At 46.4% G+C, this 14,200-nt stretch carries 14 protein-coding genes; 3 read left to right on the forward strand and 11 right to left on the reverse strand.

The window, feature by feature from the left end:
• Nucleotides 1-71: 71 nt before the first annotated feature.
• The 11 genes from F4V45_RS04080 to F4V45_RS04125 all read right to left on the reverse strand — a co-directional run bounded on the left by F4V45_RS04080 (nucleotide 72) and on the right by F4V45_RS04125 (nucleotide 10,404).
• Complete coding sequence (locus F4V45_RS04080) at nucleotides 72-959, reverse strand: J domain-containing protein (protein ID WP_150337182.1); 888 nt, start codon at nucleotides 957-959, stop codon at nucleotides 72-74.
• Between the two features lie 177 nt (nucleotides 960-1,136).
• Nucleotides 1,137-2,018 carry an HAD-IB family hydrolase gene (locus F4V45_RS04085; RefSeq protein ID WP_150337183.1) on the reverse strand — a complete coding sequence of 294 codons (882 nt, stop codon included), beginning with the start codon at nucleotides 2,016-2,018 and terminating at the stop codon, nucleotides 1,137-1,139.
• 30 nt (nucleotides 2,019-2,048) lie between these two features.
• Complete coding sequence (locus tag F4V45_RS04090; RefSeq protein ID WP_150337184.1) at nucleotides 2,049-3,224, reverse strand: pyridoxal phosphate-dependent aminotransferase; 1,176 nt, start codon at nucleotides 3,222-3,224, stop codon at nucleotides 2,049-2,051.
• Nucleotides 3,225-3,237: 13 nt separating this feature from the next.
• On the reverse strand, nucleotides 3,238-4,362 hold the full coding sequence (locus F4V45_RS04095; protein ID WP_150337185.1) for a sugar-transfer associated ATP-grasp domain-containing protein: 1,125 nt from the start codon (nucleotides 4,360-4,362) through the stop codon (nucleotides 3,238-3,240).
• 115 nt (nucleotides 4,363-4,477) lie between these two features.
• Nucleotides 4,478-4,660, reverse strand: a complete 183-nt coding sequence (locus tag F4V45_RS04100) for a hypothetical protein (protein ID WP_150337186.1) — start codon at nucleotides 4,658-4,660, stop codon at nucleotides 4,478-4,480.
• A 281-nt stretch (nucleotides 4,661-4,941) separates the two neighbouring features.
• The gene (locus tag F4V45_RS09410) at nucleotides 4,942-5,091 is read right to left on the reverse strand and encodes a DUF5989 family protein (RefSeq protein ID WP_170235161.1); all 150 of its coding nucleotides are present in this window, start codon (nucleotides 5,089-5,091) and stop codon (nucleotides 4,942-4,944) included.
• On the reverse strand, nucleotides 5,091-6,341 hold the full coding sequence (locus F4V45_RS04105) for an SGNH/GDSL hydrolase family protein (RefSeq protein WP_150337187.1): 1,251 nt from the start codon (nucleotides 6,339-6,341) through the stop codon (nucleotides 5,091-5,093). Before F4V45_RS04105 ends, F4V45_RS09410 begins: the two co-directional genes overlap by 1 nt.
• 100 nt (nucleotides 6,342-6,441) lie before the next feature.
• Nucleotides 6,442-6,810: a hypothetical protein gene (locus F4V45_RS04110; protein ID WP_246145028.1), complete on the reverse strand. Its 369-nt coding sequence runs from the start codon at nucleotides 6,808-6,810 to the stop codon at nucleotides 6,442-6,444.
• 13 nt (nucleotides 6,811-6,823) lie between these two features.
• Complete coding sequence (locus F4V45_RS04115) at nucleotides 6,824-8,092, reverse strand: SGNH/GDSL hydrolase family protein (protein ID WP_150337189.1); 1,269 nt, start codon at nucleotides 8,090-8,092, stop codon at nucleotides 6,824-6,826.
• Nucleotides 8,093-8,102: 10 nt separating this feature from the next.
• The gene (locus F4V45_RS04120) at nucleotides 8,103-10,232 is read right to left on the reverse strand and encodes a carbamoyltransferase family protein (RefSeq protein ID WP_246145029.1); all 2,130 of its coding nucleotides are present in this window, start codon (nucleotides 10,230-10,232) and stop codon (nucleotides 8,103-8,105) included.
• Entirely contained in the window at nucleotides 10,189-10,404 is a 216-nt protein-coding gene (locus tag F4V45_RS04125; protein WP_150337190.1) for a carbamoyltransferase N-terminal domain-containing protein, read from the reverse strand. The genes F4V45_RS04120 and F4V45_RS04125 overlap by 44 nt, the downstream gene beginning before the upstream one ends.
• Nucleotides 10,405-10,548: 144 nt before the next feature.
• Between F4V45_RS04125 and hemE the strand changes: the two genes are divergently transcribed.
• The 3 genes from hemE (at nucleotide 10,549) to F4V45_RS09415 (ending at nucleotide 14,183) form a co-directional block, all read left to right on the forward strand.
• Entirely contained in the window at nucleotides 10,549-11,592 is a 1,044-nt protein-coding gene (hemE, locus tag F4V45_RS04130; protein ID WP_150337191.1) for a uroporphyrinogen decarboxylase, read from the forward strand.
• 159 nt (nucleotides 11,593-11,751) lie between these two features.
• Nucleotides 11,752-13,770 carry a methyl-accepting chemotaxis protein gene (locus F4V45_RS04135; protein WP_150337192.1) on the forward strand — a complete coding sequence of 673 codons (2,019 nt, stop codon included), beginning with the start codon at nucleotides 11,752-11,754 and terminating at the stop codon, nucleotides 13,768-13,770.
• A gap of 245 nt (nucleotides 13,771-14,015) precedes the next feature.
• Nucleotides 14,016-14,183 carry a hypothetical protein gene (locus tag F4V45_RS09415; RefSeq protein WP_170235162.1) on the forward strand — a complete coding sequence of 56 codons (168 nt, stop codon included), beginning with the start codon at nucleotides 14,016-14,018 and terminating at the stop codon, nucleotides 14,181-14,183.
• The last annotated feature ends 17 nt before the right edge of the window (nucleotides 14,184-14,200 follow it).

Below are 14,200 nucleotides of genomic sequence, written 5' to 3' on the forward strand. Positions count from 1 at the left end.
CTTTATACCTTACTACTTGTTCTGCCATACTCTTTGGCGCGCGCTAATTGAAAGTAGATTCTAGCATAACTCTAAGCAGTGGCGCGCTTGTGAGCTTTGGCGTTTTTGATCGTCTTGTAGGCGTGGGAGATTTTTTTGAAGCGGTCTTGGTAGTATTCTTGGGTTTGAGGGTCTTTGTCTAGGGCATTGTCTGGGTGGAAGATTTTGGCAAGCTTGACATACTGCTTTTTGACCGCTTCTAGCGACTCATCAAAGCCCACATCTAGCTCGCTATAACACTTGCGCAAGAGATATTCCTCGCGTGTCAAAAAGCTCTCGCTCTCTTCTGGCTTTTGGTATTCAAACTCTAGGGCGACATTGTGGATCACGCGCGAGCTAATCAGGCTCATCACACTCTCCCACATCGACTCACTATACCCCGCAGCGTTAATGCAAAACTCATTTTCCACTTCATAGATGATCTTACTGCCAAAGAGCGTGCGGATATAGCGGCGCGCGACTCTGTCGTCTTCCTCCAAGCGCAAAAGCACTTGATCAAGGCTGGTTAGATGGATATGGACTTTGACGCGCTTTAGCATATCATTAGGGCTAGTGATTTTAATGCGTATAGGCAAGTGCGAGTGGCGCAAAAGTAGCTCAAGCTCGCTAGGCTCACTCTCTTGCTCATCTGCTTGCGCGCCAGATTCTAGGCTAGATTCTAGCTTTTGGGCTTGGCTGGGCTTAGTGGGACTTGGTAGGAGCTTGGTGCTCTCCTGCTCACTTTGCAAAGTGGCGTGGTAAGTCCAATTGATTAAATAGTCTTTTTTAAACCGCTCGCCATCATCTAGGATTAGCAAGGAGCTAGATAGGCGATAGTGCTTAGAGAAGTGCTTCTGCGCGTATTCTAGGACTTTATCGAGCAAGCGCGTGCCTTTAAGCAGCTCGATTTGCACATATCGATCACAATAAGTAATATTCATCGCGCGTCCTTTGGCGTTATTCTAGCAATAAATATTCCTAATATTCGGCATTTTTTGAAGAAACTTAAGGGGAGCGATTCAGCTTTGGGTAATCATTCCGCAGGTTTAGCAAATTTTGGGGCAACCGCAGACCACAAAATCGCCGCTATGATTACCCAAAGCCGAATCCCAGCAACACTAAGGCACTAAGATTGGATAGCCTAGAATCTTTGCCCACTTTGCCCACCGCGTCTCTTGGCTACCTTGGATCACGCAGGGCTTCCCCACAAGAGAGAGCAGCGGCACATCACTTGGGCAATCACTATAAGCATAGGAGTTTGGCAAGTCGTATTGCGCTAAGTCTAGGTGATTATCTAGGGCATAGAGCTTGCGCTCTTGCATTGTGTGTAGCCCCGCTCGATTGCCGCTTAGAATCTCTCGCCCCTGCTTATCAAAAGTGGATTCTAGCTCTACGGCTAGGATTGTATCTATGCCAAATTCTTGCATAAATGGGCGGATATAAATGCCAAGCCCGCCAGACACCACGACTATGGTGTGCCCCTGCGCTTTGTGCCATAAAAGCTTGTCTAGGACCTTTTGGTTGCTATAAGTGCGCAAGCTTAGGGCATAGGATTGGGCTAGGGATAGGGCTGTTGATAGAGGCAGCCCAGCTAGCTCTGGATAAGTAGGGGGGTGTAGGTAGAAGCGGAGTTTGCTGGTGGATTCGGCTTTGCGCGATAAATCGGCGATTTCTGCGGACTCTCTGCGGTTACGCACGCCAAGTGCGCGCCCTTGAGAGCCCTTGAAAAGCCCCGATTTCTCATCGCAAATCCTAGAATCCTGCGCCAAGTCGTTTAGAGTTGTGGCGTTTTTGTCTTTTTCAGCTTCTTTTTCTTCTTCAAGGATTCTAGGAATTGCGGTGTATATAAGCCTAGCTCCCTTACGCAGCAGCCTCTGCCTCAAACTTGTCGGCGACCTATACGCGCTATTAGCCTTGCGCGCTAGCTCCAAATACGGCGGGATACTTTGGATACTTACAATACTCTCACAAAAGTCAAAAATCGCTAGAATCTGCTTCATCGCACCCCTTTAGCACTTTGAAAATCTCCCTTAAAAATCTCCCTTAAAAATCTCTTGCAAGCTTTGTAAAATCTGCGTATTTTCCTGCTCGCTGCGGCTAGCTATGCGCAAAAACTCTCCATCTAAGCCGATTTTATCGCTACAAGAGCGAGTATAAATCCCATAGCTGCTAAGAAGCTTTATGCACAAATCCTGCGCCTTTGCGCCATTGAGTAGCTCAACTAGTGCGAAGTTTGCCTTGCTGGGGTAGGTCTTTATAGAATCTATCTGCCCCAAAGCTTTGAAAAACTCTTGCGTTTGGGTGATGTAGGACTTGCGCACGCGCTCGTATTTTTGCAGAAACTCATCATCACCAAATAGACTGAAGAAAAACTCGCTCAAGCCATTGACATTCCATAAGTAGCCATTGTGTAGTAAAGCTTCCACGCGATTTTTCGCCATCACCCCATAGCCTGCGCGCAAGCCCGCTACGCCAAAGTCTTTAGACATACTTTTGATAAGCACGACATTGCTAAACTCTTCTACAAGCTTGGTGTAGCTAATTTGCTCTAGGCTGCTATCTTCATAGCCAAAGTGCAAGAAGCTCTCATCTATGATAACGCTCTCCAAATGCCTTAGCCTAGCCAAACACTCGCGCAAGGTGTCATAGGGGATATAGCCGCCATCTGGGTTGTTTGGGTTGATGATTAGGGCGTTTTTGGCGTTGTGGTCTTGGATAAACTTGGTGTAGGCTTCTATATCTAGGGCGTAGTTTTGCTCTTTAGGAAGCTTGTAGAGCAGCACTTCTACGCCATCTCGCACAAATTCATAATACGATGAAAAAGTAGGGATTGGCACGACTAGGTTTGTGCGCACGAAGTTGTGCAGCACTGCTTGGATCACTTCTATCGCGCCATTACCGATGAATATATGGGGAGAGTCTATGTGTAGATACTTTGCTAGCTTTTGGGCTATGGCTGCGTTTTGACTAGGGTAGAACTCTAGGGCATCGCGCAAGCCACCTTGAGCGATAAGCTTAGATTCTAGCTCTTGCATAAAGAGATCGGTCGCATAAGGATTGGACAAAAAGCACGCATCGATTTTGATCTTTAGGGCGGGGAGTGTCTCTCTCAAAGTAGCGATACTTGGGCTATGTGAGCCAGAAGCAGCCTTAAGCTTGGCAAGGCTATGTGCTAGGGCTAAGTCATTGGCATTAAGGTGTATCATCGCTATCCTTTGCTTATAGGCTCTTATGCGTAGCGGCGCGCTTGATAATGTGCAAATGATTTGTAAAGAGTGGGTAGTTTGTCTGCTCGGGGATCTCGCAGCTTGGGACATCTGGGTTGATTTCTATAAAGAGTGGGCTGCCATTGCTATCGATAGTAAAGTCCCAGCCAATTAGCCCAAAGTGTGGCAAAAGCGAGTGCATATCTTTGCTCATCGCTAGCAATTTATCAAAGCTAGGGATCGGCGTGGTTTTGTAGCTTTGATCCTTAGCATTTGGCAAGGTAGCGATAGGCTCGCCCTTGCCCCTAATGATAAAGTCCCGCAATAGCCTAGAGTCCATATCGATCCCTATGCGGAAATGCCCGCCATTAGAAGTGAGCCCATCTTCACCAACAAGCAGCGTGCAAGCAAGTATGCTAAAGTGGTTTTCATACAGCAGACTTACTACGCGGATCGTGTTGATACTTGTGGGATTAAGCGCACTTAGAAATGGGTGTTGCGCGATTTTGTCCTGCACGATGAAGTCGCTTGGATAGTGGCGCAGCAAGGATTCTAGCTCATCTTTGTCTAGGCTAGATTCTAGCAGGCGGATATTAGTGCCAGAGCCTGTCTCACTAGCTTTTGTGGGCTTGATCACACAGGGCGTGCTTGCGCGCAGAAGTGCTATGAAGTCATCTTTGGTGATGAGCTTATGGCGCAGGTGTGGAGAGCTAGAATCTAGCGCATAGTAGCTGCCATTTATGCGCTTGGCGATGGTGGCTGGGCGGTTATAGGAGGTAAAAAGCATATCCGCGTAATTTTTATCCGCTAGGGCTTTGGCGTAGCCTTGCGTGTTGAGATAGGGCAGGAGTGTGAGATAGTAGAAAGCATTGTCTAAATAGGCGGGGTGCGTGGGGCAGAAGCGGTTAGAATTATAGATGATAGTATGCCAGCTAAGCGTGTGCGTTAAGCGGTGCTTGGGCAAAAGGGGCTGCCAAAACTCTAGGGCTTCTTGCTTGGCAGGCTCTGGCAGTGGGGATAGGTGCTTGTGTATGGCTAGATAATTTTGCGTCTTTTGGTCAAAATACTTCATCGCTTGGCGAGTGTGGTAAGCGGACTTGGCGCGCTTGTAGAGAGACTTGGCAAGGGGCTTTAGCATTCTTATCCTTAGTCCTAGTGCTAGGGCTAGCACTTGGGATTTGGGTGGGAATGCTACTCCCCCCCCCTTAAAAATTCATTAAACCGCCTTGAGCGATTCAGCTTTGGGTAATCATTCACCTGATTGCGTGATTTTTGGAGTAGTCATTACCGCCTAGGTAACTCCTACCCCAAAAATCACGCAAAACAAGCGAAGCAATACCGCAAATCTTAGAATCGTTTGGGCTAGAATCTACTTTTACTAGTGCGTGCTTTCTGTCATTGCGAGCCTTGCCGCTAGGCAAGGCGTGGCAATCCATTTTCGCACTAGAATCCGCTTTGCGGATTTGTGGATTGCCACGCCGATAAATCGGCTCGCAATGACGAGCGGGAGGAGGGCTTCTTTTCTTCCCCCTAGGATTCTAGGAATTGCGGTGTTGCTAGTGGTGCTTTTTGTGGATTTTAGGGTAGAGCTAGACTAGTGGTCTGCGGTTGCCCTAAAACAAGGGATACCGCTCGGCGTTAGCCGATGTTTCTTTAGAAAATCCACAAAATCGCCGCTATGATTACCTAAAAGCCGAATCCACCAGAATCCTTCGCGCTAAAAAATCGTATAAATAAATGGTGCGACTGCTGAGCCCTTAGCCAGCACAATAAGCGCACCTAGAAAAAGCATCACCACAATCACAGGGAAAAGCCAAAATTTCTTGCGCTCTTTCAAAAACGCCCAGAGTTCTTTTATGAGGTTCATTACTGCTCCTTTTTGGTTGGTTTGCTTGCCTTTATGTTGCCGCCCCTAATCCGCTCGGCAATAAAGCGTGCGATTTGCTCGTTTGCCCGAGCGTTTGGGTGGGTATCCCAGCGCGAGATCCTATAAGCGAAATGCTCCAAATCTCCGCGCCTAACGCGTGCTAAATCCTGCTTATACTCATCTCCTAAAATCTCGCTCATTTTCCAAAACTTTATGCCCATTTTTGCTAGGCTCTCTTGTATTAGGCTATCGTATTTGTCTAAAAACTGCGCGTGCATATCGTAGTCCCACACAAGCACATATAAAGGCGCGTTGTATCGCTCGTGCAAAAGGGCTTGGATTCTGCCCACAATGGCGAAGTAGGTTTGCGTGTCTTTAATGGGTAATGATATGTCAGGGTGAGAGGCGACACCGATTTGATACGATTCTAAGGCTAAAAGATCTTTAGAATCATAGTTTTGATTAGGGTTTGAGACAAACTTAACTATATAGGATTTCTCAAGCTGATTTATAAGCTTCTCTTGTATGGTGAAGTGCTTGGGCTTTGCGTAGTCTTCTTTATAGAAGGGCTTTTGCGCTTCTTTGGTGAAAATGCCTTGATAGTGTGGCGTGCCGGTAGAATCTAGCGTGTATTTTGGACCTAGCACCGCGCCTAATGCACGATAAATATGATGCGGAATGATGATGTAGATAAAGATGTTTTGCTCACATTTATTTAGCTCGTGGCTATCGATACCAAACTCCAGCCGCGCTAGCATTGTATGCGCCCCTGCGCCACCTATGCCAAAGTTATTGATATGGAAATTTGACAGATCTTTGGCTAAAAACGCTCCTAAAGTCTCATCATCACTAAGCCCAGATCCATAGGCGAAGCTGCCGCCATAAATGTTGATACAAGATGTGGATTCTGGGTTGTTTGGTGTTATGCGGTTGCCATAAGTGTCGTGCGTGTAAGTGGGATTATAAACAAGCTTGCCATCTACTGAAAAAGGAGTTTGGATAAAGAGTTTGGGCGTATTAGCAAAGCCTAAAATCTCGTGCGGCTGTGTAAGCCGACTGCTGCTTATAGCAAGCTTTTTGTAGTAGAAAAATGCTTCGCCCACGATTATACAAAGTGGGAGTATAGTGAGATAAGAGAGCGTGAGCTTAAGGGCTTGGGTGTGGGACTTGCGCGCGAAGTAGATGAGAAGTAGCGTAAATGCTGCGCTAATCCACGCATAAGGCACGATACTAAACTCAAATTTTTGCATACACACTCCATCTAGCTTAGCACTATGGCACTAAGTGCAAGCCAAGCTAGAATCCATAATGCAAGCGTTAGATATTTGTTGCGTAGCATAGGACTCCTTATTAAAATTGGTTTTTCATACTTGTGGGCTGCTTGTCGCGCTTGATTAAGTAGCTATCATTATGAAGCTTTGGGGCGAGAGTATCGCGCCTAGCTAGCTTAAACACTAGCCCCAAAGGCACAAACACAAGCGCAAAGAGCACCACCAAAGTTGCACGAGAAATGCACCAGCCAAGTATGCTGCCGATTTTTATTTGCGCGATGTAGAGTGGGTGGCTGGCTTTGGGGTAAGCTTGCAAGGCTAGGGCGACTCCTAGCCCCACAATCGCCCAGATTCTATAATGATCGTGTAGCACGATTCCGCTAAGGAGAAAGAGGGCGAAAATCCCTGCCCAGATGCCTAAGAATATGCGTAAGTCGTGTGTGCTCATAATAGCTCCTTTTTTAGTTTATGAGATTTGGCAAATCCACTAGATAGCGTGCAATTTGCTCATTAGCCCTAGCATTTGGGTGTAGATCGCACCTATCTATGCTATATGCTTCCCTTTGCCGCTTATAGTTGGGCAAAATCTCGCTAACTAGCACTAAATCCATAGCCCCCCCCCCTAAGCCGTTTTTATAATGCTTAATAATCGCGTGCGACTCCTTGCGCTCTATCTCATCGCTTAAATCCGTAGCGTCCCACAGCACAAGCGTAAAGTGCGCGCCAAACTGCTCTTTTAGCTGCTTTTGCAGCGTGTCAATAATCGCAAAATACAGGGCGTTATAGCTCTCATCATAGCCATAGCTAGGCTGCAAAAGCTTGTAGAGATAGCTCTGTGCTAGGCGGGCTTTAAGCTTAGGGGCAAGCTTGGCTAGCACGGGGCTTTTATGCAAATATGCATTGCCCCACTTTAGCGAGCCACTAGGATCAAGGTAGAATCTAGGGGCATTTGTGCCTTGCTCCCAAGGCGAGAAGCCACCAGCCCTAGCGATATGCCCGGGCAAGCTCTCATAAATAGCTAGCACGCTTTGGCAGTCTTTGACTATGCGCGCTATCTCCCCGCTTTGCACAAGGGCTAGGGCTTGGTGGGGTCCATAGCCGTGGAAGCCGAAGTTATAGATTCTGGCATTTGCCTGCTTGCCCAATGCTCTGCCAAAGTAAAAGGGCAGGGTTTCATTGTCCTGCACGCCCTCGCCTATGGTAAAACTATCACCAAAGAAGAGCACACACGAGCTAGAATCTAGCTTGCTGCTAGGCGTGATCCGCCAGCCAAGCTCATCGGTGGTGTAGGAGACATTGTAGAGACTTTTCCCACTTTGTGTGCTCTTGTGCGCGGTGGCGGTGGTGTTTGGCTTGCCTTTGTAGCCTGTGATGGGGCTTGGGGTGAAGTAATCGCTCGCATAAGTGCCGCTCGTGCTAGCAGCGCAAGAGTCCTGCTCGCTGCTAGATTCTAGCTTGTAGTGTGCGTAAAGCTCGCCAATGATTAGGCAGAGTGGGAGTATGGTGAGATAAGAGAGTGCGAGCTTAAGGGCTTTGTGCTTTGAAGCTATGGCAAGGTAGATGAGCAGCCCTAAAGCCCCTATGCCAATGACCACAAAGGGCATAATGCCAAAGCCTGCGCGCCCCTTTAGCACGCTATCTAGCTTTAGAGCCGCTAGACTCCCTAGCACCCACACTAAAGCCCACAATAGCGCGCGCACTCTCACACTTAGCCTGCTATATACTCCCATACGCTCTCCTTTAATCAAGCTCATATTTGTCTTTAATATCTTTAAACCTTGCGATATGCTCTTGGGGCTGTTTCTCTTTGTAAAGAATAAAATCTTCAATCACTAGCATATCCATCTCTGTCCCCATAAAACACGCATACGAATCATAAGGGCTACACACCATAGGCTCGCCCCGCACATTAAAGCTTGTATTCACTAGCACAGGCACACCGCTAAGCTTATAAAACTCCTCTATAAGTGCGTAATAACGCGGGTTAGTCTCTTTATGCACACTTTGGATTCTGGCAGAATAGTCAATATGCGTAACACTTGGAATCTCGCTTCTAACGATATTAAGCTTATCTATGCCAAAAAGCTCTTTTTGCTCTTGTGTGAGTGGGTAGCATTTCTCCCTTTTCACAGGGGCTACAAGCAGCATATACGGGCTAATGTAATCACACTCAAACCACTCATTTATGGCAAAGTCCAGCACACTTGGGGCAAATGGGCGGAAAGATTCTCTGTATTTAATCTTTAGATTCATTGTCTTTTGCATTGTGGTATTTCTAGGATCGCCTAGAATGGATCTAGCCCCCAACGCCCTAGGTCCAAACTCACACCGCCCTTGATGCCAGCCCACAACTTTGCCTTGTGTTAGGGCTTTTGCAGTAAGTGTTTTAATCGTATCAAAATGATGCTTTTCATAGACTGCGTTTAGGGAATCTAGTGTGGCTTGGACTTCATCGTTGGAGTAAGACAATCCTAAATAGCTTCCTTGCATAGAATCTTTTAGCAAGGGCGTTGGCTTTGGGGCTAGAATCGCGGATTGCTGCGGCGAGTCGGCGGTTACATACGCTTTAGTATGCGCCCTTGACTCGCCTTGCAAAGCCACGATTCTATCACCCAAATCCTGCCGCCTATCTGCGTTTTGAAAAAACACATTTGAGTCTTTGCTCTCTAAAATCCTAGAATCCTGTGCTGGCTCGCTTAGATTTTGAGCGGTGCTAGAATCCGCTTTTTCACACTCGGCTTGTTTTTCTTCACGGATTCTAGGAATTGCGGTGGGGCTTTGTAGGCTTTGCTGAAATTTGGGGGCAGGAGTTACCTTTTCGGTAATGACTGCCCCAAAATTTTGGCAATCGTGCGAATACTCACCCAAGACCGAATTCACATTTCTAGGCTGTTTGCATTCTATATGGTAAAACGCTAGCCCACACCCCACCGCACTTCCTGCATCTCCACTTGCCGGCTGTATCCAAATATGATCGAGCAGCTTTTCTTCTTTGATAAGCTGTTGATAAATCTTGCCATTGCCTACGCAGTTGAGTGCGACACCACCGCTTAAGACGAGATTCCTACTACCGCTTAGTCTAGCTGTGGTGCGAGCTAGGGCTATCATTATCTCTTCAGTTACAACTTGCAGGCTTGCAGCTATATCCATATGGATTTGTTCTAGCTTAGATTCTGGGCTTCTTTGTGCGTGAAAAAGGCTATCAAACTTGGCATTTGTCATCTTTAGCCCATAGGTGTAGGAGAAATACTTCATATTGAGTGAAAAGCTCCCATCAGGCTTCATATCTACTAAATGCGTTTTGATAATATCTACAAACTTTGGCTCTCCATAAGGGGCTAAACCCATCACTTTATATTCACCAGAATTGACTTTAAAACCTAGATAATAAGTAAAAGCAGAATATAAAAGCCCTAAAGAGTGCGGAAAATGCAGCTCTTGTAAAATCTCAATATGATTATTTTGCCCCTTAGCAATGGTAGTAGTCGCCCATTCACCTATGCCATCAAGGGTTAGAATCCCAGCATTACTAAAAGGGCTTGGGAAAAATGCGGAACTACAATGGCTTAAATGATGTTCGCTAAAGTAGAGATTATTTAGCACTTTTTGTTTAAATGCTTTAATCTCTTGCTTACTTTTTTGCGGATAGAGTTTTTTATACAAAGATTCTAGCTCTCGTGCGATAGTTTCTTTTAAAAAAAGCTTTGTTGAAAGCCATACAGGAATCGCCTTTACAAAGCTTAGAAAGCCCTTTGGTGCGGTGGCAAAGTAGGTCTCAAGCAGGCGTTCAAAGGTTAGGAAGGGTTTGTCATAGAAAACAAAGGAATCAATAGAATCTAATTCCCCCCCCCCCCCGCAAAATATCATCATTAGAAGTTTTACTAAGATACTCTAAACACGCCTCAATGGATAGTTTGGGAAACGCATTATCTGCTTTAATGCGCGAGAGTCGCTCCTCTTGCAGCGCAAATACAATGCGATCATTTTCTAAAAGCGCGATTGCGCTATCGTGGTAGTAAGCAGAAATCCCTAGGATTCTCATCGCTATCCTTTGAGTATGGTGTGTGCGGGGAAATAAAGCGCGATTATAGCAGTGCTTGCTTAAATCCACTTTTAAGCGATATTAGCTAGAATCCAGCCCATACTTTACGCTCAAACTAAGCGATACTACTTTTAAGGATAAGCGATGATTTTTATCGATGCGGCATTGAAGAAAGACACTCCATACACGCCTATATGGCTTATGCGCCAAGCAGGCAGGTATTTAAGCGAGTATCAGGCTACGCGTGCAAAAGCGGGGAGCTTTTTGGATCTGTGTCAAAATGTCGCGCTAGCCACGGAGGTAACGCTCCAGCCCGTTGAGATCCTTGATGTCGATGCGGCGATTTTGTTTAGTGATATTTTGGTGCTGCCTATGGCTATGGGGCTAGAGCTTGAGTTTGTCGCGGGGGAGGGTCCAAGATTTTTGCAAACTACGCGTGATGAGTCAAGCATAAACGCGCTTAAAAGTGGCGTGCAAGAGAGCCTTAGCTATGTGTATGACACGATTTCTAGCGTGCGCGCAAAGCTTGCTAAAGACAAGGCTTTGATAGGATTCTGCGGTGCGCCTTGGACACTTGCTACTTATATGATAGAGGGGCAAGGCAGCAAGAGCTATGCACAGAGCAAAAGACTGCTTTATACCAATCCGCAAGCCTTGCACACACTCCTTAGCAAGCTTACCACAGAGCTTATAGCCTATTTGAGTGCGCAGATTCGAGCGGGAGCAAATGCGGTGCAGATCTTTGATAGCTGGGCAGGTGCGCTTAGCCCACGCGCGTATATAGAGTTTGGCTTTAGCTATATGTGTGAGATCGCGCGCGCGCTTAAAAAGGACTTCCCAAGTGTCCCGGTGATGCTTTTCCCCAAAGGTGTGGGCGCACTGCTAGAGGAGATCCGCTATGAGGTGGATATGTGTGGGGCGGAGTTTGAAGTGTTTGGAGTGGATTGGGGCGTTGGTATGGGGAGGGCGAAGCAGATCCTAGGGGATAAGTTTGTGCTGCAGGGCAATCTTGAGCCAGCCTTGCTCTATGACAGGGCGGCTATGGAGAGAGGCGTTGATGAGATTGTGCGTATTATGGGTAAGCAAGGCGGACATATCTTCAACCTAGGGCACGGAATGCTCCCAGACTTGCCGCGAGAAAATGCCATAGCCTTAGTGCAAATGGTGCGCGAGAAGACAAAGCGATAAACCAAGCGATAGCCACTCACCTAGCTGTGTGATCCCGCGCTGCTAGATTCTAGCTTGCTTAAAATATTAAGCAAATAAAAAGCTAGATTTTACTAAAATCGCGCCTTTGTTTGACCGATACTTTGACACTTGTATAACTTATGCTTTAAGGAGATTTGCATGTTTCGTTCATTAGGTGGGAAGCTTACGATAAGCGCGATGGGCATTTTTATTGTCATTATCGTCATCATAAGCTACTTTAACTTCCAAAAGACTTCTAGCAAGGTTATCGATCTCTACCAAGGTATCCAGAAGCAGACCCTAGAAGCTAGCTATAAGAGTATTTTCATCACTATGGGCGATGAAGCCCAAGAGCATTTGCGCGTGGTGGCAAGAGATATAGCCAAAACTGATCGCAACGATGTCGTATCCCAGCGGCTGATCCTTAGCACCACTTCTTCACTTGCGAAATATCCTTTAATGTTTGTTGTTTATGAAGATGATGGCAGGACGATTTTGCAGGATTATAGTGAGAATGGCAATGGACATTTATCACCTGCGTGGGATAGCACAGATGGGACAGATCTACGCACTCGCCCGTGGTATATCCAAACTAAGCAGAAAAACGCTGGCATTATCACGCCTGTGTATAAAAGTGCCGTAGGTAAGTATAAAGGACACGACTTTGCCACTGCGACAATGCCTATCATCAAAAATGGCAAGTTTGTTGGGGTGGTGGGCTTTGACATACCGGTAGATGGCTTCCAAGCGCGCTTTGAGGCGTTCAAAAATGCCGAGATACCATCGATGAGTGTATTTATGACGGATAATGGTGGTGCGATCTTCTCACACGAGGATATGGAGTTTGTCAAAAGTGGATTATCAAAAGATGTAGAAGTTGCCCTGCAAGAGAAGCTACGAAATGACCCTGACCACGAGGGGATAATTGACTATGACTTGCGTATGCCAAATGGCGATGTTGTTGATAAGCTAGGATTTTATAAGCAATTTCCCTTTGGCTGGACGATTGTTGCCACTGCGGATAAATCAGACTATACTCGCGCGGTGAATAAAAACTTGATTGAGACTATTATCTTGGCAAGCATTATGATAGTGCTTGGTGCGGTTGGGATATTTTTCATCGTCCGCTACTTTACTGCACCGATCAATACGATTAAGCAGCTGCTTGTAGGGTTTTTTCAATATCTTAACCACGAGTCTAAAACTGCGCCAAAGCCACTTATGCTAAAAAGCCAAGATGAGCTAGGGGCGATGGCAGCTGCTATCAATCAAAATATCGAGCGCACGCAAAATGGGCTAGCCCAAGACACAAAAGCCGTGGAGCAGTCTGTCCAAACAGCCAAAAAGATAGAAGCCGGCGACTTGCAAGCACGCATCACAGAGACTCCGCACAACCCTCAACTAAAAGAGCTAAAAGATGTGCTAAACCATATGCTCGATGATTTGCAAAAGAAAATCGGTAGTGATACTAATGAAATCGCTCGCGTCTTTGACTCCTACACCCGCCTAGACTTCACCACAGAAGTAGCAAATGCACAAGGGCGAGTAGAAGTAGTTACTAACACTCTAGGAGAAGAGATTAGAAAAATGCTTAAAACTTCCCTAGAGTTTGCCAATTCTCTCCACTCTCAAAGTGATAAGCTAGAAGAAGCCGTAGCCGCCCTTACGAAATCTTCTAACTCCCAAGCCAGCAGCCTAGAGCAAACTGCCACTGCCGTAGAGGAGATCACTTCATCTATGCAAAATGTCTCTGGCAGGACCAATGAAGTAATCCAGCAAACAGAAGATATAAGAAATGTCATCGGCATTATCCGCGACATAGCCGATCAAACAAACCTCCTAGCCCTAAATGCTGCCATAGAAGCTGCTAGAGCTGGGGAGCACGGCAGAGGCTTTGCAGTCGTAGCTGATGAAGTGAGAAAGCTAGCAGAGCGCACAAGTAAATCTCTAGGTGAGATAGAAGCCAACACAAACCTACTTGTGCAATCAATCAATGATATGGCAGAATCTATCAAAGAGCAAACCGCAGGCATTACACAAATCAACGAAGCCATCTCTAGCCTAGAGTCTGTAACCCAAGAGAATGTAAGCATCGCTAATGCTAGCTCACAAATCTCACAAGATGTATCAGGGATTGCCAAGGCGATCTTAGATGATGCAAATAAGAAAAAGATCTAACCACAAGCGATTCAGTCTTGGGTAGGCATTCCGCAGATTTTGGGGATTTCTAAAGAAACATCGGCTACGCCGAGCGGTGCCCCTTGTTTTGGAGGCAACCGCAGACCTCTAGTCTAGCTCTGCCCCCAAATCCCCAAAAAACTCCAAAAGCCCCACCGCAACCCTTAGAATCGTTTGGATAAAAAGGGCAAGTTTTCCAAAAATGCCAGAAATCTAAAAAAGTAACTAGGCGGCAGGATTTTGCGATGATTTTGGGGGCTTTCAAGGCAGTGGCAAGGGCGCATACTTGGTCGTATGTAACCGCAGGCACTGCCGTAGAATCCACCAAAAGCACGCAAAAGCCAACGCCCCCAAAACTAAAAGTGGATTCTAGTATAGATTGCCACGCCTTGCCCAAGCAAGTCTCGCAATGACAAAAGGGGCTTTCACG

Source organism: Helicobacter canis, assembly GCF_008693005.1.
Lineage (GTDB): Bacteria > Campylobacterota > Campylobacteria > Campylobacterales > Helicobacteraceae > Helicobacter_B > Helicobacter_B canis.